The sequence below is a fragment of the Nostoc paludosum FACHB-159 genome (assembly GCF_014698835.1).
In the GTDB taxonomy this organism is placed as follows: Bacteria; Cyanobacteriota; Cyanobacteriia; order Cyanobacteriales; family Nostocaceae; genus Nostoc; species Nostoc paludosum.
Window position 1 is genome coordinate 266,273 of the sequence record NZ_JACJTU010000006.1, and the last position, 20,910, is coordinate 287,182.

Below are 20,910 nucleotides of genomic sequence, written 5' to 3' on the forward strand. Positions count from 1 at the left end.
AACTTCATACCAAATTTCACGAGTTCCTCCCAAATTAGACTCCAGAAAACTCTGCGTATCTTTGCGTTAACTTTGCGCGACGGCAGTCGCTACAACGGGGGGAACCCCCGCAACGCGCTGCCTCCCCTCTGCGTTTAAAAACTTTCCATGAGTGAGACACCAAAAATTATGTCAGAAATTGCTGATTTCTCTGCATCTCAACTCATATCACTATACCGCGATCGCCAGTTGTCACCAGTTGAAGCCACCAAAGCCGCCCTAGAACGGATTGATGCTTACAATAGCTCAGTTAACGCCTTTGCCATCGTCGATGAAAAGACTGCTCTTGTTGAAGCCCAAGCTTCTGAAGTACGCTGGCTCAATGGTAATCCCCTTGGCTTAGTGGATGGTATACCCTTTACTGCCAAAGATTTACTCTTAACCAAGGGTTTACCAACACGTCGCGGAAGTAAAGCGATTATTGCCAATCAACCTTGGGAGGAAGATGCACCGGCGGTGGCGCGTCTACGGGAACAAGGAGCAGTATTACTCGGAAAAACCACAACTTCAGAATTTGGCTGGAAGGGTGTCACCGATAGCCCCCTGACTGGTATTAGCCGCAATCCTTGGAATACAGAACTAACTCCCGGAGGTAGTAGCGGTGGGGCGGCTGTCGCTGCTGCGTTAGGGATGGGTACTCTTCACCTGGGTACAGATGGCGGCGGCTCATCAAGAACACCGGCGGCGTTAACTGGTGTGTTTGGTTTCAAACCCACTTTTGGGCGCGTGGCTGGTTATCCATCAGCCCATACTGGAACTTTGTTTCATATTGGCGTTGTGGTTCGCACTGTTACCGATGCAGCAGTGGCGTTAAATGTGATTGCCCATCCTGATGTTCGTGATTGGTATGCTTTACCAAATGAGCAACAAGACTATACTGTGGATTTAAATCGGGGTGTTGCTGGATTACGGATTGCTTACAGCCCGAACTTTGGATACGCCGATGTAGATCCTGAAGTAACCGCCTTAGTTAGAGCCGCAGTCGATGTTTTTGCCAAACTCGGTGCTGTTGTCGAGCAAGTCGATCCTGGTTTTGCTAATCCTCGGAGTATTTTCCAAACCTTCTGGCAAGTCGGTGCAGCCAAGCTATTACGCGGTTTTAGTCCAGAACAACGAGCTGCGATCGAAGAAGGATTACAGGCTAGTGCTAGAGAAGGCAATCGCATTACTCTATCAGAATACATCAGCGCCCAAGATGCTCGTGAAGCTTTAGGAAGACATCTACAACGCTTTCATGAAAACTATGATTTGCTAATTACTCCTACCTTACCTGTAGTCGCCTTTCCCGTCGGGCAAAACAGACCCCAGTCATATATTGACAATCCCCAGCGAGATTGGTCGCCTTTTTCTTATCCTTTTAATTTGACACAACAACCAGCCGCTTCTGTGCCTTGTGGCTTTACCAAAAACGGTCTACCTGTAGCTATACAAATTGTTGCTGCTAAATACAGAGATTTACTAGTATTGCAAGCAGCGAAAGCTTATGAAAATGTATCTCCTTTTGTAATGCCTGTAGCCTTTTTTAAGGCGAGTAAAAAACTCTCGTAGTCATCATAGTTGGGAAAAACATCAGTCGCCCCTTCATTGAATAATGCTTGAGCTTGATTATCGCAAGCAATACCGATGAATGAATATCCTGATTTTTTAGCTGAGCGAATATCCCAAACACCATCCCCAATGTAAACAACTTCCGAGAAAAGTTGATCGTAATATATTTCGGCTCTAGAATGAGCGATCGCCATTATTCCCTCACGGGACTCATCATCATCTGAAAAAGCATAAGGAATATTATCGATAGGAAGATTAGCAGATTTTAATTTGAATATCGCTGATGCTGTCCAACCTCCTCCAGCATAGGCTACCTGATAGTCACCAGATGCAAGGAGGTTTTTCAACATATCAGATGAACCTGATATTGCTTTTACTCCACCGCGTGCTTTTGTACCATCAAGAAGTAATTCTAAAAAACGCTGTTGAAATGCCTCCACTTCCTTAGATAAAGGAATGCGATCGAGTTTATTTTGAAAGATTTCATTTAAAATACAAGCATCTGTGACATGAGTGTATGATGTCCAATCACTTGATACTTCTGAAAAACCAAATACTTCATACAATGCTTGTAAATATGATTCATTGTCCAGGTTATTTGACTCAGTAAGAGTGCCGTCAATATCAAACATTACTAATTTCATCCTATTCACTATAATTCAGACAATCGTTCCGATATTCTTGCTCTAAGATGGACATAACAATTAATGAATCATATTTGCCATTTATTTTCAAACATTCACGCAGCGTCCCTTCTTCTATAAAACCTGATTTTTTATAGACAGCTTGGGCAACTTTGTTTTGTACTTTGACATCCAGCCATAATCTATGAGCATTGTAAGTCTCGAATGCTAATTGCTTAACCATTTCAACTGTTACTTTGCCATAACCTTTTCCTTTTTCAGTAATCACAATTCTCCGAAATTCAATGTTTTGATTAAAATCAAGCAACCCTGCAAGGATAACGTAGCCTATCCTGGTTTGATTTTTAACAATTAGATGAGCAATATCATGGTTGAGCATAGCTTGTAAATGTTGTTCGCGCGACCAAGGAATTATATACTGACGATTTTCATCATCATTTTCAGCACTGATAATATAATCAAGGTCAGCTTTCTCAGTTTTGCATAGGCGTAAGTTCGGCTTGTTTACTTTCATGAAAGTAGGGAGTACTTAGAGATGCGATTAATCGGGTTTGTACAAAACTTAGAAATTTTCATTTAAATTTATGCAGAAAATACAAAATATTAATACACCGCTAAAATGTAAACCATTTAGCGGCGAGATTGTCAATATTTCGGACTCAAAATTTAGTATCTGGTACTGAATTATTCAGGGAAGAACACAAATGTCCGCAACTCGATACTCTCCCGTGGAGGTGCATTCGGTGGGCTGGTGGGATCGTCAAATCCTGTATGGAGTGCAAAGCGGGCGCGTCCATCTTCTGCGGAGTCGAAACACTTGATAAGTACCGCTTCGTTCCTTTGCATTTGCGGGAAGTAGTACCATTTATGTTGTGGGTTGTAAGTGACGGCGTAGGTTTCACCAATGCGATCGCGGTATATTAGGTTATTAACTACCAAGTCTGTTGGTGCAACACTTTGGGCATCACATAATGTTAATGGCGATTCTTGAATTGTGTCACCAATTCCTCGCCAAACATTGATAATCGCAAACCTTCGTTGTAATAGGCTATCAATGTTATCTATACCCTGTGCTGCCAACTCCCTGCGTGCGCGTATATGTCCGCTGGAAGCGGTAAAGTCGTTGTGTACGCGCTTCACAGGTTCTCTAATGCCACTGTTGATATCCTGCTTCATCAGTGCGGCATTACGCAATGTGTAATCGAATATAACGACCTCAGTTGCACCAGTCGCTTCTTTTAATAACTGTTTCGCTTCTGGGTAGTAAACTTGGCGTATCTCCTCTTCATCGTAAAAGTTACGGACGCTGGTATGATGCTGGGTGAATGCGAAACCTTCTCGATCTAACGAGATATTTTCCGCGATCGAACGAGCATTGTAAATTGGCACTTTGTATGACTGATAGCCGCCATTGGAACGGAGAACGCCTGATGGTGGCTCATAAACGTAGCTAAAAAGCTTGTCTGTAGTTGGTAGCAGGTAACTGAGGTTAGCCTCTACAGATGGCAAATCCTCAACAATCGGTCTGTCTAGAACTTGGCTATTTAAGCTCATAAGTCATACCATTTGTAATTTTGTGATTAGACCTAAGTTGCAAGAAAGTGGGGAATGGGGAGGAGGAGACAAGGGAAGATTTGCGCCTTTTATTTGCAAAATTTATTTCTATCAAACACCAAACAATAGACGTGATGAAAAGAAGGCATCTCTGCATCATCATTACGGAGATATGAATAATTTAGCTCTACAGTACTTGCCCCATCATAAAGTACTGTTTGCCTACCGATTTTACGGTGTTTATTTTAGGAGTATTACATGGGCATAGGTAAAATTCAAGCCCTTCGACAATAAAATATATGGCTGGTTAAATTTATGTAAAGCTAATAATTAGTTTTACTAAGTATAATTTCGTTGTTATACGCACCATTACCAGACTTAAAAGTGTGGGATTGAAAAAATGACGCTGTTTTTTGCGTTTTGCGTCTGGTAAAAACATCTTACTGGAAAATTACTGCATGGATAACAATGCGATCGCCTCTGGCAGGGTGTAGCCCATAGCGGCATTTTACAGCAAATCAAAAAGCCCCTGGTTAAGTCAATACCAGGGGTATCCATCTTTATTCCCTAATACTAGAATGGCATCTGCTTGAATATAATACATAGGTAGCCATGCAATAATCTCATCGTATCCATGATAATTTTGCAATCAACCCCGCAATTGCCGCAAAAACTCAGTAAAAAGGCTTAGCACTGAGCTAAGCCTTAACACATTTAGTGCTTAAAAATACATCCAAATTAATTTAGGCTGAGTTTAGAGATAGTTCATCTTCCTATAGGCTGTGTCCAAATATTCTAAAAACTGCTAACAAATTACCTAATAATTAATAATAAAAGGCTTGGTTAAACCAAGCCTCTATATATACCAAGCATTTACTACACCAAGATTAATTTAGACTCACTCTTACTTTAGTTCATCTTCCTATAGGCTGTGTCCAAATATTCGGAAATCTGATATATAATTTTCTGGCTACTAAATAAAAAAAGGTTTGGCTCTAAACCAAACCTGGATAATTGCTGTGCTTAACAACGTACTAAATTAATTTAGTTCTACTATTTCTACAGATCATCATCCTAGAGAATGTGTCTAAATACTGTGAAATTTGATATTAATTTATTTTGTAAAAATATTTACTTGTTTTTTTAACGTATATAAAAATATACAATCACGTAGACCTTAAGGATGAAAATCCTTCATTAAGCCATAAATTATTTTATACTAAATCTCTATGCGGTTAAATGCTAAGTTTTAAACAACTCTTCTTGAACCGAGAAAGTCTAATTTTCGCTCTTTACTCACTAACGCCACTTGAGGGTAGTTGCTCATTTGCTCCTCCCTGCTGATGGCGCTTGCGCTACGCTTCCCGCCCCAGACGAATAAGTTCAAAAATTAAGGCAGATTAATGGATATATGCCTGTGCCAATGCTAAGCACAAACATAATTTCTAACAGATAGATTTGAAAGTTTGTCTTGAGCTAATATTAAGATTTGAAAAAAAACCCTGGGTATTATTCCAGGGTACATACACGTTTTTCAGGCATTAACAGGCTGAATACTAACTCTAGAAAATAGTTATTTCTACTACCCATAGAATGATACTAAGACTGCTATATATATGATATATATCCTTTTCTGCTGCATGAACTATCTATATACAGCAGATTTCAAGAAATATGAACCACATTATCTATGTCTCTAAATTAAGCACAGAGCCTATTTTAATTCTGAATTATACTGTCTAGTATTATAAAACACTGCTTTTTAGTGTTTTATAAATTTTTTTATTGCTTTAGTAGGGTATCAAATAGATTGGAGCTTGGTATTCATGTTTTATTTAAATCGAATTATCGTTAGAGGATACCAAGCCAGGATATTACTAGCTAGTTAGAATCTTTTTTAAATTACTCATGAAAAAGGCATGACTAAAAGCCATGCCTTCTATATACCAAGTGTTTACCATACTTAGCTAATTTAAAATTACTTTTATTAAAGTTCATCTGTCTATAGTGTGTTTACAAAATTTGTACTATCTGTTGAGAAATTAACAATTTATAGATATAAAAAAATTATTCATTTTAGACATAAATACAATACTAGTAAATTATACAAATTATGTTCAAATATACCTAATTATTTTAAAGATAAATCGAAACATGAAGGTAGAAGTATAATTTAATAATTAAATATAAATAATAAGATCAAAAAATATGCTTGGAAAAATACTAGTTAGAGGTTGTTTTAAAAGTGGTTGCCTATATAGCAATCCTATTTGATCTGTAAACATCGACAGGCTCAGATCCCCGATTTATTGAAGAAGTCGGGGATCTTTTTGTTCGTAACTAATTTAGGACTGCTATAGCAACTGTAATTAATAAAGAAAGGCTTGGTCGTTAACCAAGCCTTAGGTAAGAGTAGAGTCTATCAGGAGAATTTAGTCATTTTAAATTCAGAATACATCTGTCTAAAGAGAGTAGACAAATATTTTATAAACTTTATTCAAAATAAGAATATTTATACTAATAATAAAAAAGGCTTAGCTGATTGCTAAACCTCCATAGAAAGCAGTTATTCGACACACCAAAATTAATTTAAACTTGGTCTTAATTATAGTCATCTTCCTCTAGGATGTGTTTAATATTTATTAAATCTGATAAGCTGCCTTTGCATCTAAATCAGCACATATTTTCAGGTTGGCTGTTGACGTTGACCGTTAACTGTCAAATAACCTCATGAATAATACTAATTCTCTAACATTCAGTAACAGATTCAACCTTGGAATTTAGATAAAATCCAATACAGTTCAGTTAAGAAAAATTCTAGGTTGGGTTATAAACCATTTAACAAGTAAATCTTAAGTAGGTGAGTAGGATGAGCAAAGGAAACCTCGATTCTAACTGGCATTGCGTCAAGCTCAAGCCATAACGTACCACCATACAAGATGGTGCGTTAGGGACTTAGAGTTAAAAAAATATCCCATCCCTGGGGAACGCTCCGCGAACGTAGGGTTAATCGTTTAGTGCAGCTTCAGAGGAAATTGGTATTAAGAACTTGAATTTATTTACACGCAAGTACTTAATGTTTTTATTTCCGAGAATGTTAAATAAGTGCAATCATTTAGAAACAAATTTCTGCATCAAGTTTATGGTAAACTAATGGACAGTCTAAAGCAGAAATGTTTAAATGCTTCTGCTTACTAAGACCCGATTATACTTAGTTTATTTTTTACTAAGTTGAAACTGTACTAAAATATTACTTCTGCACTAATGTATTTTATTAACTTTGTCAGAAACCTAAATTGAATTCGTGAAATTGAATGCAATAAATGATAACAGTTAAAATCCATTCATTACTTAATGCGTAGTAAGCAATTTAACAACTAAGAGTAGTTTTGCTTAATTTAAAGTATCTTTTAATCTGACAACACATAGTATCAGCAATAGTTTTGCAAATAATCATTTGAACTTTCTAGAGCTTTACTATATAAATTTATTATGAACGAATTAAGAAAATATTTTGTAATTTTGCGTATGATTGAAAAGTATCTGTTAACGCTATAAGCTTGAGGCTCTTTTACCTCAGCCTTTTTTGCGTTGGCAAGGATTATTAGCTAAGCCGAAGTAAAAGAAAACCATTACTTCACTAAGCATTATTTTATCCTTTTGGCGAAGCCTCGTCTGTATATCTCAAGAAAGACAATGAATCCTAATAAAATCTTCTGGAGAAGAGATGTATTTGGCAAATTCATTCACGAGTGATGAAAAAAAGCAAAACTCTCACCAGCCTTTGATTTTGGTAGTTGAAGACAATAATGATAGTCTTCTGTTGATTAGCTATGCTCTAGAGTCAATAGGTTGTAGATTCATTTGTCAAACAGATTGTTCTGCAACGGTGTTGGTGGCTAAAGAATATCAACCAGACTTGATCTTGTTAGATATTTTGTTACCAGGTCTCAGCGGTATCGATGTTGCGTGTCATTTGAAGCAAGAACCTCTAACTCACCAAATTCCAGTGGTTGCAGTCACAGCTTTAGCCGCGAAGGAGGATCGAGAGCGTATTTTGAGAGCTGGCTTTGATGATTACATTAGCAAACCCTACATGCTTGAGGATTTAGAGGCTGTAATTCGTCGTGCGCTTGAGGGAAAATTCAGTCTTCATTCGGCTTTTGAGGTTTACCAAGATTAGCAATGTAGCAGGCAATAGGCAACAGGGAACGGGCAATAAGTTTGAGAAAATTCTTCAAGAGCTAGAGTCAATGTTTTTGGGTAGTTGGACAGTGAATAAACTGCCTTTACCTATTTCAGAGGTGACTTGAATAGTTCCTGTGTGTGCTTCTACAATTCGGTGGGATAGATGTAGTCCTAAACCACTACCTGAGCGTTTATTTCTACCTTGACGAAATCGCTCGAAAATTGTTGCTTGATCTTCAGGCGCAATTCCATATCCTGTATCTTCGACTTCAATTGTTACCCAATCTTGATGTTTATAATTTGGTGATTTTTCAAAAATGCGGACTGTGATGCCTCCTGTGTCTGTAAATTTGATAGCATTTGCAATTAAGTTGTATAATACTCGCCTGAGTTCGAGGCGATCGCCCATAACTCTACCAGCCTTTTTATCTTTTGGGTCTAATCCGCTGGTATCTACTTTCAAAGTCAATCCTTTTTCGTTAGTCAAAGGCATGATTTCGCTCACCACTTCTTGAGCAATTTCAGGCCAATCACATACCTCCCAATTTAAAGTTTTTTTACCTGCTTCAAAGCGATAAACTTCTAGGAGAGTGTTCACCATCTGCATCAAATTTTCGTTACTGCGAATCATGACTGCGATCGCTTTTTTCATTTCTGGCGAAATTTTGCAGAATGTTTCCATCTCGAACAAATTCAACATGCGATCGGCGGCTACCAACGGAGTTCGCAAATCGTGAGTCAAACGGGAAACAAAGTCTTCTCGCTGGCGGGCCATTTTTTGTTGTTCGTCGAGACTGTGTTTGAGACGTAAAAGCGATCGCACTCTTGCCAACAGTTCATCGGTATCAAATGGTTTGCGAATAAAATCGTCAGCACCAGCATCCAAACCTTCAACAACGCTGGATTCGTGAAAAGCAGTAATCAACAAAATTGGGATATAACTAGTAATTTCACGGTTATTACGAATCCGACGTGTAACTTCATAACCATCTATTCCCGGCATCATCACATCTAGCAAAATCAAATCCGGTGCAGATTGTTCAATTTTTCGCAAAGCTGTTATTCCATCAGAAGCTAAATCAACTTCATAACCTTCACTTTCTAAAATTGTTTGTACCAAAATCAAATTGTCTCGCGTATCATCAACTGCCAGAATGCGATCGATTTTATAATGTTCAACTACAGACATGATTTATCAACTTTTATCAGTTTTTTTAGCAGTAATTTTATAGTTTAAATTTGGGAGAACCTATTCGTGATTTTCTCACTGGAGCAGATGATTGATGTGGATTTTGAGCAGAACAAAAAACGCCGTCTTTTTCCCAATATAAACTCGGAGGATCGACTGCTACAGTTCCTAATGTTACTTGACGCGGCAATTCAATTCTAAACATTGAACCGATTCCTAATTGGCTCTCCAGAACAATTTTGCCGCCCATCATTTGTACCAGTGAATCTACAATTGCTAAACCCAGACCAGTGCCTGGATATTTACGAGTAATACTTTGATCGACTTGGCGAAATGCTTCAAAAATAAGTTTAAAATCTCTAGGTGCTATACCAATACCTGTATCTCTAACAATAATTGCCACTTGGTTGGCGGGTAGTTCCTTAACCTCAACCCAAATCTCACCAGACTCTGTGAATTTAATGGCGTTAGACAGCAAGTTAATTAAGATTTGTTTTACACGAAATGGATCGTTAAATCCCAAAGGGTTTTGCAAATCTGTTTGCACCAGCAATGAGAGATTTTTGGCCTCAGCTAGAGAACGCATTTCTCCTACAGCAGTGTTTATTACCTTGGGAATATCAAATATTTCTGGTTTTAAGTCTAATCGTCCGGCCTCCAATTTAGAGAAATCCAAAACTTCATTGAGCAACATTAACAAATGCTTACCATTATTCAAAATGCGCTCAACCATATCCGTTTGTTGGTGCGTTAATTGACCAAACTTCGGACGCAAAAGTATTTGCGAAAAACCAATAATCGCATTCATTGGCGTTCTTAGTTCGTGAGACATGGTAGCTAAAAAATGTGATTTTAGCCGCGATGCTTCCAATAGCTTGAAGTTTTGGATTTGAATTTGTTGCTGTTGTCTTTCCAATTCTTGGTTCTTACGAATCAACTGCTCATGACTTTCTCTGAGTTGCTGGTTTGCCAAAGCTGCCTGCATTTCAGCACGATAAACTCGAATGGCATTCCGCAAAACATATGCCAAGATTTCTGAAGATATTCTAGACTTAGAAAGATAATCTGTAGCACCAGCTTTCATTAATTCAACAGCGATTTGTTCATCTCCTTGCCCAGTTAGGACTACTAGAGGAACTTTAATATCCGAAGCGCGTATGTTTTGGATGAGAGTTAATCCATCTTGGTCTGGTAAGCGATAGTCAAGGAAAACACAATCATAGGTAGTGGTGCTTAAGACAGAGAATGCATCATTACCATCGCCTACCTCAGACAGATTCATTTGCACACCTGCTTTAGTCAGGGCACGACGTACTGCCATCCGGTCTACTTCGTCATCGTCTACAACCAAAATTTTCAGCGTCTCTTCCATCGGTTTTTATTTTCGCCGTAAAACATAGGTTGATGTATAACATTTCTCTTTTGAGATTATTCTATTAAACAATAGTAAGGTTTTCTGATATATAAAATCTGTAACTTAATTAACTAAGACCTTTTGTGTTATATCCAAGTATGTTAAAAATTCAAAAATCAGAAAAATTTAAAATCAAAACAATATTCACTAAATCAGTATACCAATCATTGTAAACTCGCGATCGATTCTGACTTCTGAATGGCAGTTGCCATAATTCCCTTGACCAGAGCAACAGACTACCTCATAATGGATGCTAATTTCTGACACTAAATTCAGCAAAAGCAAGTTTTATTTGGCATGTCTTCAGGAAACTAGCTGCGATCGCTGCCCAAAATTAAACTGTCTCTAGTACACCACCTGTAAAGTTAACTAGGTTAACAATATTAATTTTGATGAATGCCCACTTGACATTGATAATATTAATTCCCTTATCCTCCATGAGTACTATACTTATCACAGTTGCAAGCCTTTCCTGAGACTGAATTGGGCTTGTTATATCCTGAATTTAGGTAGTTTGGTAAGTCTTGAGACTAAACTGCTAGCTGATAACCAATGCCTCAAAAACAATTAGTAATTAACAAACTGAAAAATATTGAACTGAAGATAGCAAGCAATGGCGGTATAAAGTAAAATAAAATACTTTATAGACCTCAAAACAATTGTAAATGAGTGAGCTGACAACCGTCGTCAGTCATTAGTGAGAGTTGCACACCGCTATTGTGTACCATAAGCCTGAGCAGTTTTACCCATCAGTTTGCTTGGACGAAGTAGATAAAGAAGTACTAGGTGTACTTAATTGGGAAATTTTAAAAAATCTTAAACCTCCTGAAATTATTCGGATTATTGACTGTTGAGTTAGCAGTAGAACCGCAATTAACCCTTGCTCGTACAGGAGTTAGGAGTTATAATTTTTGCTCCTGCCCCTGTGCTTGCCATCCCCCCAGCCCTCACTCGTGGCTTTGTACAAGGTAATAGCAAATAACTAAGGGATCATAGAAACTAAAAGCTGAATTTTGCACAAAAGTGAGCAATTTAGTATTCGTATCAATATTTCATCCTTTTTGTGCAACTCACCATATATCTTCAGCTAGATTTGTACTCTATCTAAATATAAAAAAATAGGATATTTATTATTTCTATCGGTGGATGCAGAGTTGTCAAAAGATCATCTATCTTTGGTTTGGGAAAATAAAATATAGGTAAGAATTCGGCGCTCAATATGAGGCAGTGCGCCAAGAATGTTTATTGACTTGTACTCCTTCCCTGCGGAACGCTTCGGGAAAGGAGAACCCTCAGGGTAGCAACTGCCGTTGAAAAATCATAATTCAAAATGAATGTAAATATGCTCCATATATTGATTCATTAAATATTATTGTGATTCTTGAACTATTTTGGCTCCTAAATTCTTAACAGAAAAAGTAATTACAAAAGGTAATACTTTTAAAGATGCAAACAGTGTAACAGTGAGTGTAGCGATGAGTGAAATTAGCATTATCTTAATTGAAGATCACGATTTAACGCGAATGGGACTACGGGCTGCATTACAGTCTCACAGTGCATTAAAAGTGATTGGCGAAGCTGCAAACGCTACTCAGGGATTAAAACTTTTAGAAACAGCAAAGCCAGATGTAGCCGTTGTCGATATTGGCTTGCCTGATATGGATGGCATTGAACTTACCCGTAAATTCAGACGCTACCAAGCTGAAACTGGGCAGACAGCAACCAAGATTCTCATCCTCACAATGGATCATACAGAGGATGCTGTACTTGCGGCCTTTGCGGCAGGGGCAGATTCTTATTACATGAAAGAAACAAGTATCAGTAAATTAACTGAAGCTATACAAGCAACTTATGGTGGTAACTCTTGGATCGATCCCGCGATCGCCAATGTAGTATTACGGAAGATGCGCCAAGGAATTCCCGGAGAAACCCAAACCTCTGACAAACCAAAAACTGTAAAAATCGAAGCCCTAGCCACAGAATACGAGCAAGTTTTGGAAACATACCCCTTGACTCAACGAGAATTAGAAATTTTAGAATTAATTGTCGCTGGGTGTAGCAACGGGCAAATTGCCGAAAAACTCTACATTACAGTTGGCACCGTCAAGACCCATGTTCGGAATATTCTCAATAAACTCTGCGCTGATGACCGTACCCAAGCTGCCGTTAGGGCTTTGCGTTCTGGGTTGGTAGCGTGAGGGGACTGGGGAGATGGGGAGATGGGGAAGTGGGGGGAGTGTGGGGAGAGAGGGGAGTGTGGGGAGAGAGGGGAGTGTGGGGAGTGTGGGAAGAGAGGGGAGTGTGGGGGGAAAGAGAATTAATGCTTCCCCATCCTCCCACACCTCCCACACCTCCCACACCTCCCACACCTCCCACACCTCCCACTGCTCCTACACCTCCCATACCTCCCACCCCTCCCACACTTGCCCCATGCCCCATGCCCAATGCCCTTCATCCCAACCTTTGTTGTAAACATTGGGCAATGCGTAGTGCTGCACCTGGTTTTCCCATGCGCTGCACGCCATTTTCAGCAATTATTTGCAAATTATCGGGATCTTTGAATAAAGACTGTACTATTTTTGCAACTTCCGCTGGCTGGTCAACTAAAGTCAAAGATGAGCCTAAGAGCCGACTTTGGGCTTGAGCGAAGCCAGGGTTATATTGAGGCCCTTTTCCGGGAATAGCGATCGCTGGTTTGCCTAAACCGATAAACTGTTCTGTAGCTGTACCCGCCATCGCGATCGCCACATCTCCTAAATGCAAACAGTCATTATAAGCTTGTTGTGTTAACAGTAAATATGCATTTCTTTGCTTAAATGTCAAGAGATTTGGGTCGGGAATTGGGATAGGAGATTCTGATACAATTCGCCAGCCTTGGGATTGCACGCTTTGAGATAAGATATTACAGTCTAGACCAGGAGCGATCGCACCTAAAAACACCACCGTGCCAGAAGTGTGGAAAATGGAATTTCGCTGTTGAAAACTGGTTAGCAATGCAGACACAGCGATCGTAATTGTTTCCCAGTTGTTGTACGCTTCTGGTGGACGGGAACCAGGCAAAAGAGTCACCACAAAAGGTCGAACTGTCTCCTGCTGGTGGCTAGCTAGACTATAAAATTGTGCGGAAGAAAAGGTTGGTTCTAGGCCATCCATCATTGGATTACCCAAACTTAAAGCTGGAATTGGCCATTGTTTTAATATTTCCGTCGTCAGCGCATCTCTGAGGAACACTGCTTTACAACGGCGACGGCTCATCAACCAACGTTCCCAAGGGTGATACACTGAACCAGAAAAGTTTTCCCAACTTATACCTTTGGATTTTTTTGGTAACAATCCAGCTTCATCTCGGACATGATATTCCGATTTTGCTGTACCAACGAAAGCATAATTAGCACCACTCAAAGCTGCAAACAAGAGTGGTACAATATCTCCCACAGCTAAAATTGCTCTGTTGTTACCTAATTTTTTTTGAGAACTTACCCAGCGGCGAATCGCTTTAATTTGGCTGAGGGTAAGTTGCAATAAACCACCGCGAACATCCCGCGCCAATTGGCGTCCATCCATATATATAAAGCCACCAGAAGGCATATTGTGTACTGAACCGATGAAGGGAATATCCAACTGTTCGTAAGCACGTCCTTCACCCACCAGAGGTAAAGCAAATATTTCTGGTGGGTTTGGTTGTCGTTGGAGTTCTTGCAAAATTCGGACTGCAATTATATCTTCCCCATGTCCGTTACTTAATACAAGTAACCGCAAACCAGAACTTGCAGCTTGGGAATTAGAAGCTTGGGAGAACCTAGAAGCATTACTCATAAAATTTTAGAAGGCAAAAGGCAGAAGGCAGAAGGCAGGAGGCAGAAGGCAGAAGGCAGGAGGCAGAAGGCAGAAGGGAAAAGCCAGTTTTGATCGGGGTTTTAAAGTTTTGTATTTTACATTTAATTATGTCTACCTACTTAGTTAGTACTGTGAGTAGCAAGTAATGTTGATATCATGCCGTAAATTTGATTTTTATGATTATGCAATTTACCGATTAATACCTAGCCAATCTAATAGTTTTTCAGCATATCAGGAATTTATAGCGTTTTTTTTGGGAAGGTGCGCCAAATCTTAGGTTTTTTTCAACGCAAAGGTACGCGGAGATTAACGCAAAGGTTCGCAGAGGTTTTTTAAAGATTATTCGCTATGTCCCAGAATAATTGGGCGCATTTTTATAGAGAATTGGTATTAGATAAAAAGTATTTTTAAATAAAAAACATTCAATATTTTTCAACTAACTTTCGTAGTGCTGATAATATCCAAGGCAAGATAGCAAAGCTGCTGTGAAACAAAAAATCGAAATTAACTGTCTATGTGGGTAAGAGGCATCAATAGGGAATTTAGCAAAGTAGTTTGGAAGTTAGGATGATCCTTACTACTTTACTTTCCTTTAGCTAACACTAAATTTCCAAAGGATGGATTGTTTGAAATTTCTCAAAAAGTCTTTTATTCAAGACTTATAATCCGAAATCTCAAATCCAAAATTCGTATAAATCATTATTAATTAAGTTAGATATTATGAAAATTTCTACGACTGCAATTTTTACTTTAGCAACTTTGACTGCTGGCAATGTTACCCAGCAAGCGACGGCTGCATCTGCTAAAACCGTTACACCAACTGCAAAAGCCGATAACTTGGTCGTGCCAGTAATTGAAGAAACTCCCGCACGGGTAGAAACAATTGCTTCTCCAGAAACTATAGTCGCACAACAATTTTCCCAAAATCCCCTGCCAGTAACAACAACTGGAAACAAAAATTCTCCGGTAATCTTAAAACCAGCAGCTACGTTAATACAAAACCAAAAAGATAAAGATAATTCGTCTGTAACACCTCCTCTCATTCCCTCATCTCCCTCTCCCCAAAAGCCTGCTACTAACAATGATTTGGTAGTCACAGCGACAAATGTACAGATAGTGGGAGCTAATCAAGAATTGCAAGAAATCCTTCGCAAAGTGATTAAAACTCAGATTGGTGGAGAAACTAGTCAAAGTCAGTTACAAAAAGATGTCGCAGCAATTTTGGATACAGGTTTATTTAGCAATGCTACTGTAAATAGCCAAAGTACATCTGCTGGATTGAATGTAGTTTATCAGGTGCAACCGGTAATAGTGCGATCGCTACAATTATCCGGTGCAAAAGCCCTGACTTACCAAGTAGCACAAGAACGTTTGCAATCTCAAATTGGCACCGCTATTAGTCCGGCTGGACTCCAGCAAGCAGTGGCACAAATTAACAAGTGGTATGCTGACAACGGTTATAACTTGGCACGGGTGCTATCAATTAAACCCAGTCCTCAAGGAATTTTGACTGTGAATGTTGCTGAAGGCTTGGTGGGTGATATTAAATTTCGCTTTGTTAGTGAGGATGGTAAAACCGTAGATAGTAAAGGTAATCCTGTGGGAGGACGCACCAAACCAGATTTTCTCCAACAGCAACTCAAGCTAAAACCCGGTCAAATTTTCCAAGAAAATGTAGTTAAACAAGATATACAACAGCTATATGCCACAGGCTTATTTCAGAGTGTAAATGTTGCTTTGGAAGGAGACGCGACAAAAGTTGATGTTGTCTATCAACTCAAAGAAACTGGGGCGCGTGGTGTTAACTTGGGTGGTAGTTACAACGCCGAGCAAGGATTAATAGGTACAATCAGCTATCAAGACCGGAATGTCGGCGGTGTTAACGATACTTTAGCGTTGAATGTTGGGGTAAGTAGCCGGGACTTACAGTTTAATACCAAATTTATCAGTCCCTATCGAGTAACTAACCCCGATCGCTTAGGTTACACTGTAAATGTTTTCCGTAATCGGGAAGTTTCTGAAACCTTTGATGATGAGATTCGCTTAGCTAACGGCGATAAAGTCCAAGAAGGTCATATTGGTGGTGGTATCAGCTTCCAGCAACCAATTGAAGGCTGGAATACCTCATTAGGAGTCAATTATAACCGCACTAGTATCCGCGATCGCCAAGGTAATGTTACCCCAACCGACGCTCAAGGCAATCCTTTATCTTTCAGCGGTACGGGTGTAGATGACCTCACCACCGTATCCTTCACCGCCACCAAAGACCAGCGAGATAACCCCATCAACCCCACTAAAGGTTCCGTTTTGAGTCTGAGTACAGAACAATCTGTGCCCATTGGTCAAGGTAATATCTCTCTCAATCGCCTCAAAGCCAACTACAGCCAATATTTACCAGTTCAAATATTTAGCAGCAAACAGCCACAAGTATTTGCAGTTAACGTCCAAGCTGGTACCGTCATTGGCGATTTACCGCCCTATGAAACCTTTAACTTGGGTGGTTCCAACTCAGTGCGCGGTTACGATTCCGGAGAAGTTGGGAATGGTCGCAGTTATGTCTTAGCTTCGGCGGAATATCGCTTCCCGGTTTTACCAATTGTCGGCGGTGTCTTGTTTGCCGACTTTGCTTCCGACTTGGGTTCCGGTGATACTGTATTGGGAAACCCAGCCGGTGTGCGAGACAAACCAGGTTTTGGTTATGGTTATGGTGCTGGAGTGCGAATCGATTCGCCCTTAGGCTTAATTCGGGCTGATTATGGTTTTAATGACCAGGGAGAAAGCCAATTACATTTAGGTATAGGGCAGCGGTTTTAAATGGCAAATAGGCAATAGGTAATAGGCAACAGTGTCTTAGCTTTAACACGAGAGTCAATGAGGATGGGTCACTGGTCGCTTAAAGATAGCTGGACAAATTTTTCAGCAAATCTCAAACTCATTAAATATAGGACTCATATTTGATTGCGCGAAAAAAAACTCAATACACTTAATCTTCTAGAATCCTATTGCCTATCTACGCATTACCTCATCGCATATTCAAGTAATACATGATTTGATAACTTCCCAGAGCGATCGCCTTTGCCAAAGTCAAGTAAAGTTATCTGTGGTGCGATCGCTTCACACTGTTCACTTCACCAATTAAACTTTTACTACACCGCTTTTGACTTAAGCGAAGCCGCTATTGTTTCGACGAAAGCCACTATTGTCTTGAAGATAGCCGCTATTAGTTTTGAGGATAGCCGCTATTGTTTTGAGGAAAGCCGCTAATATTTCGAGGAAAGCCGCTAATGTTTCGAGGAAAGTCGCTATTGTTTTGAGGAAAGTCGCTATTGTTTCGAGGATAGCCGCTATTGACCTGAGGAAAGCGAATAGAATTTGCTGCTACACAAACGAAGTCCGCAGTTCGACAAGCCCAGTGACCACCTGCGCGGACTAACGGAAAATTAAGGTTTTGAACCCACGGAGGTGGGTTTTGTGTGTGTAAACGCGGTTTATAACCGCCTGTTTCGCTAACACCCCATACCCAACGCCCCATGCCCAATGCCCTATTTCTTACCTGGACACACTTGCTGTACTCTTGCAGGAAGTTGCCGACACACTTGCCCAAACCCTTGAGGATTAATTTGCCACCAAGCAAATAATCCTATACCTGTACCCCCGGCAAGCAACGCCAACACTCCCCCCAGCATTAGCAAACGTTTACGCAAACGAGGTTTTTCGATTAAAGTTGGTGGAATTTCTGGGGTTGTAGGGGTTGTGACTGGTTCCTCTGGAATATCTAAATCTAAATCCAAGTCTAGTGATTCTTCGGAACTTTCTGTTAAAGAAATTGGTTCTTCTAGTTCTGGTAATTCTTCTGGTTCTACTAGTTGTTCTATTTCTGGTTCTACAATTTCAACTGGCGGCGTCGGAGTAACGGGTGGTACATATTCTGGAGAAACACGGCAATAAGTCAGAACAACCGAAATATTATCACGCCCATTTTTTTCATTTGCCAGGTTAATCCAATTGCTGACAGCATCTTCAAGTGTCACTTCACCCGCGAATACAGGTTTTATATAATCTTGCCAATATTGTTCTACCCAATTGCGATCGCTTAAACCATCAGAACACAGCAACAATATACCATCTTCTTCCAGAATGAAACGCCCAACCGTCAGACGCAAAGATTCTGAATCTCTTGTTCCCAAAGCTTGAGTTAAGGCAGTAGCATCTGGTCTTAAAAGTGCCTGGCGATACAAGCTTTTTGCAAAACGTACTTCCCGCGCCGCTACATCATCATCTATTGTTAATAGCTGACAATAATTTGGAGTAATCCAATAGGCACGGCTATCACCAACATGAGCTAAGTATAGTTCATGACTGTTGTTTGATTGCCACCCAGAAATAGTTTCAATTCGTTGGGGAACTTGCACAGCCATGACAATAGTTGTCGCCATGCGTTCTCTGCCTTGGCGATTTTGCTCGTCATTGCGGGCAGAAATCACATTATTCGCTACTCGCAAGCTTGCTTCTAGTTGTTCTTGCAACAACTGTGGCGATACAAGTTGATTTTGGGCGGCTACCTCCGCTAACAAAACGCGAATTTGCAACTTGACAGACTCCACTGCTAAGCGGCTAGCAACTTCACCGCCTTCATGTCCGCCAATACCATCGCAAACAATCGACAACTGAGGTAGTAAGCGATCGTCAAAGTCACTCAAAGCATTAGGATAACAAGTATCTTCATTTTGCGGCATTACTTTGCCAGTATCTGTAGAGCCTGCCACCTTGAGACTTAACGGCAACTCCGCCGCAGATGCTAATAATAAATGATTGAGTTGAGTAGCGATCGCATCTAACTCCACCTGAGTTTCACACATCTGCTGGACTATATTCTGCAATTGTTTGGCTATAGATGTTTTTGCAGACGCTACCCAAGGCTGCCAACATAGTCCTAAATGTCGCAAACTCAGTTTCTCAACTGTTGGTTTTTGGTAAAGTTGCAACAGTCGCACACACCAACCTTGGACTCTCAAATTATCCCGTACCAATAAACTGCGGCTAAGTCCCCATTCTGATAGAGGCGTCCAAAGTTGGAGAATTTGCCACAGCCAATAAACTTGTCTTACCGCCGTTGCTTGCTCCCATGCCTCAGTAATACTGGGGTAAATATGTCCCGTTTCATCTATCGGCACATTTTCCAATAAGAGAATATCACCTGCACCTTCCTCAACGCCACGAGCAAACCCATAAACCTGGGGTAAATGTAACCGTTCTTGATATAACCGTAAATAAGGAATTACTGCTTTTGGCAATTGCTCAGGGACATCTGGCAGCAGTCCTGGTTGACTATCTAGCCAAACTTGATATCTAATTACATCATATCTATTTGCTACCTTCGTACCTGGCGGTATTGTGGCGGACACCGAGCCAACAGCCCAGAGATAGCGGCGAACTAGGGGAGTTTGACAACTAGCACATACAGCATTTTCCTCAGGATTAATCGGGTCATTACACGTTGGATTTATACAATAAATTTTCGGCTGGATAGAAATCATAAGAAACAAATCAACTCATGAATTTCGATTAAATTTAGCTGTCAACAACTTGAAGGCTAGAATAGACTGGACTTGTGTACCCCTGGCTACACCTTGTTACTGAAATTAATCAAATGTTCAGGAGGTAGGAGGCAGAAGGCAGAAGGCAGGAGGGAGCAGGAACCCACCTTTAAAAAAGTGGGATTCAAATAAGGACACTTTATACTTTGCTGCAAGTAATGACAGTATAATTACTGCTTTTTACTCAGCCAGACCTAGAGCTAAAGTTTTAATTAGTACTCGTAACCTCCTGCCCCTGCCTTTTAACCCCTGCCTTTTTGGTAAAAAAACCAAATTTTGCTTTCCGTTAACAGCCTACGTCTGGGTGTATCTAATCGTATAAATGCATTTACGTCAATGTAGATTAGGATAGCGCTATGCCAAGTTTTACTTTAATTTGGCTTCTTGCAGGAGCAGTTCTATGTTTAACCGAACTGTTCTTACCATCAGCGTTCGTTGCTTTCATGATGGGAATTAGCGCTTTTATCGTAGCGCTGCTGTCTGGAGTCGGTCTAACAAGTGTATGGTTGCAAATTATAGTGTGGCTGTTGCTTTCCACAACACTAACTGTGCTTTCCCGTCGCTTTTTGCAACCGCGACGGCGCAAGTCAAAAATTCAAGATGCAGTCATAGCTGAAACCCTAACAGAAATTCCACCTGGTAAAACAGGGCGAGTCCTGTACGAGGGAAACTCTTGGCAAGCGCGATGTGATGATGACAAATTCAGCATAGCGCCCCATCAAAGAGTTTATGTAGTCAGAAGAGAAGGCACAACTTTGATTGTGATACCGGAAAATTTGTTGCATTCGTAATGCGAGTGGGGTATCGGGGTGTGGGAGGTGTGGGAGGTGTGGGAGGTGTGGGAGGTGTGGGAGGTGTGGGAGGTGTGGGAGGTGTGGGAGGTGTGGGAGGATGGTGAAA

General features: G+C 40.2%; 14 protein-coding genes. 5 read left to right on the forward strand and 9 right to left on the reverse strand.

All coding sequences use genetic code 11. The features are described 5' to 3' along the window. Positions 1–147 precede the first annotated feature (147 nt). Entirely contained in the window at positions 148–1,587 is a 1,440-nt protein-coding gene (locus H6H03_RS08885) for an amidase (RefSeq protein WP_242057786.1), read from the forward strand. Here H6H03_RS08885 and H6H03_RS08890 read toward each other — a convergent pair. The 3 genes from H6H03_RS08890 to H6H03_RS08900 all read right to left on the reverse strand — a co-directional run bounded on the left by H6H03_RS08890 (position 1,521) and on the right by H6H03_RS08900 (position 3,785). Further along, positions 1,521–2,231 carry an HAD family hydrolase gene (locus H6H03_RS08890; RefSeq protein WP_190954768.1) on the reverse strand — a complete coding sequence of 237 codons (711 nt, stop codon included), beginning with the start codon at positions 2,229–2,231 and terminating at the stop codon, positions 1,521–1,523. The genes H6H03_RS08885 and H6H03_RS08890 overlap by 67 nt on opposite strands. A 1-nt stretch (position 2,232) precedes the next feature. Continuing rightward, positions 2,233–2,745: a GNAT family N-acetyltransferase gene (locus H6H03_RS08895; RefSeq protein WP_190954769.1), complete on the reverse strand. Its 513-nt coding sequence runs from the start codon at positions 2,743–2,745 to the stop codon at positions 2,233–2,235. Positions 2,746–2,915: 170 nt separating this feature from the next. Further along, positions 2,916–3,785, reverse strand: a complete 870-nt coding sequence (locus H6H03_RS08900; RefSeq protein WP_190954770.1) for a CmcJ/NvfI family oxidoreductase — start codon at positions 3,783–3,785, stop codon at positions 2,916–2,918. A 3,727-nt stretch (positions 3,786–7,512) separates the two neighbouring features. Here H6H03_RS08900 and H6H03_RS08905 point away from each other — a divergent pair. Continuing rightward, positions 7,513–7,968: a response regulator gene (locus H6H03_RS08905; RefSeq protein ID WP_190954771.1), complete on the forward strand. Its 456-nt coding sequence runs from the start codon at positions 7,513–7,515 to the stop codon at positions 7,966–7,968. A gap of 54 nt (positions 7,969–8,022) precedes the next feature. Here the strand turns inward: H6H03_RS08905 and H6H03_RS08910 are convergent, their stop codons facing one another. Next, a complete protein-coding gene (locus tag H6H03_RS08910; protein WP_190954772.1) occupies positions 8,023–9,162 on the reverse strand; it encodes a hybrid sensor histidine kinase/response regulator in 1,140 nt (379 codons plus the stop codon). Between the two features lie 37 nt (positions 9,163–9,199). Next, positions 9,200–10,534 carry an ATP-binding response regulator gene (locus H6H03_RS08915; protein ID WP_190954773.1) on the reverse strand — a complete coding sequence of 445 codons (1,335 nt, stop codon included), beginning with the start codon at positions 10,532–10,534 and terminating at the stop codon, positions 9,200–9,202. Positions 10,535–12,051: 1,517 nt separating this feature from the next. On the opposite strand from H6H03_RS08915, the gene H6H03_RS08920 reads away from it, so the two are divergent. Beyond that, positions 12,052–12,774, forward strand: coding sequence for a response regulator transcription factor (locus tag H6H03_RS08920; RefSeq protein ID WP_190882817.1), 723 nt, complete (start codon positions 12,052–12,054; stop codon positions 12,772–12,774). Here H6H03_RS08920 and H6H03_RS08925 read toward each other — a convergent pair. Beyond that, complete coding sequence (locus H6H03_RS08925) at positions 12,743–13,015, reverse strand: hypothetical protein (RefSeq protein WP_242065741.1); 273 nt, start codon at positions 13,013–13,015, stop codon at positions 12,743–12,745. The two genes, H6H03_RS08920 and H6H03_RS08925, sit on opposite strands and share 32 nt — an antisense overlap. A 12-nt stretch (positions 13,016–13,027) precedes the next feature. Next, the gene (locus H6H03_RS08930) at positions 13,028–14,392 is read right to left on the reverse strand and encodes a lipid-A-disaccharide synthase-related protein (protein WP_190954774.1); all 1,365 of its coding nucleotides are present in this window, start codon (positions 14,390–14,392) and stop codon (positions 13,028–13,030) included. A 741-nt stretch (positions 14,393–15,133) separates the two neighbouring features. Between H6H03_RS08930 and H6H03_RS08935 the strand changes: the two genes are divergently transcribed. Further along, positions 15,134–17,227: a BamA/OMP85 family outer membrane protein gene (locus H6H03_RS08935; protein WP_190954775.1), complete on the forward strand. Its 2,094-nt coding sequence runs from the start codon at positions 15,134–15,136 to the stop codon at positions 17,225–17,227. 406 nt (positions 17,228–17,633) lie between these two features. On the opposite strand, the gene H6H03_RS08940 is transcribed toward H6H03_RS08935, so the two are convergent. Then, positions 17,634–17,945, reverse strand: coding sequence for a hypothetical protein (locus H6H03_RS08940; protein ID WP_190954776.1), 312 nt, complete (start codon positions 17,943–17,945; stop codon positions 17,634–17,636). Between the two features lie 10 nt (positions 17,946–17,955). Continuing rightward, the gene (locus H6H03_RS08945) at positions 17,956–19,950 is read right to left on the reverse strand and encodes a protein phosphatase 2C domain-containing protein (RefSeq protein ID WP_190954777.1); all 1,995 of its coding nucleotides are present in this window, start codon (positions 19,948–19,950) and stop codon (positions 17,956–17,958) included. 416 nt (positions 19,951–20,366) lie between these two features. Between H6H03_RS08945 and H6H03_RS08950 the strand changes: the two genes are divergently transcribed. Further along, a complete protein-coding gene (locus H6H03_RS08950) occupies positions 20,367–20,801 on the forward strand; it encodes an NfeD family protein (RefSeq protein WP_190954778.1) in 435 nt (144 codons plus the stop codon). Positions 20,802–20,910 lie beyond the last annotated feature (109 nt).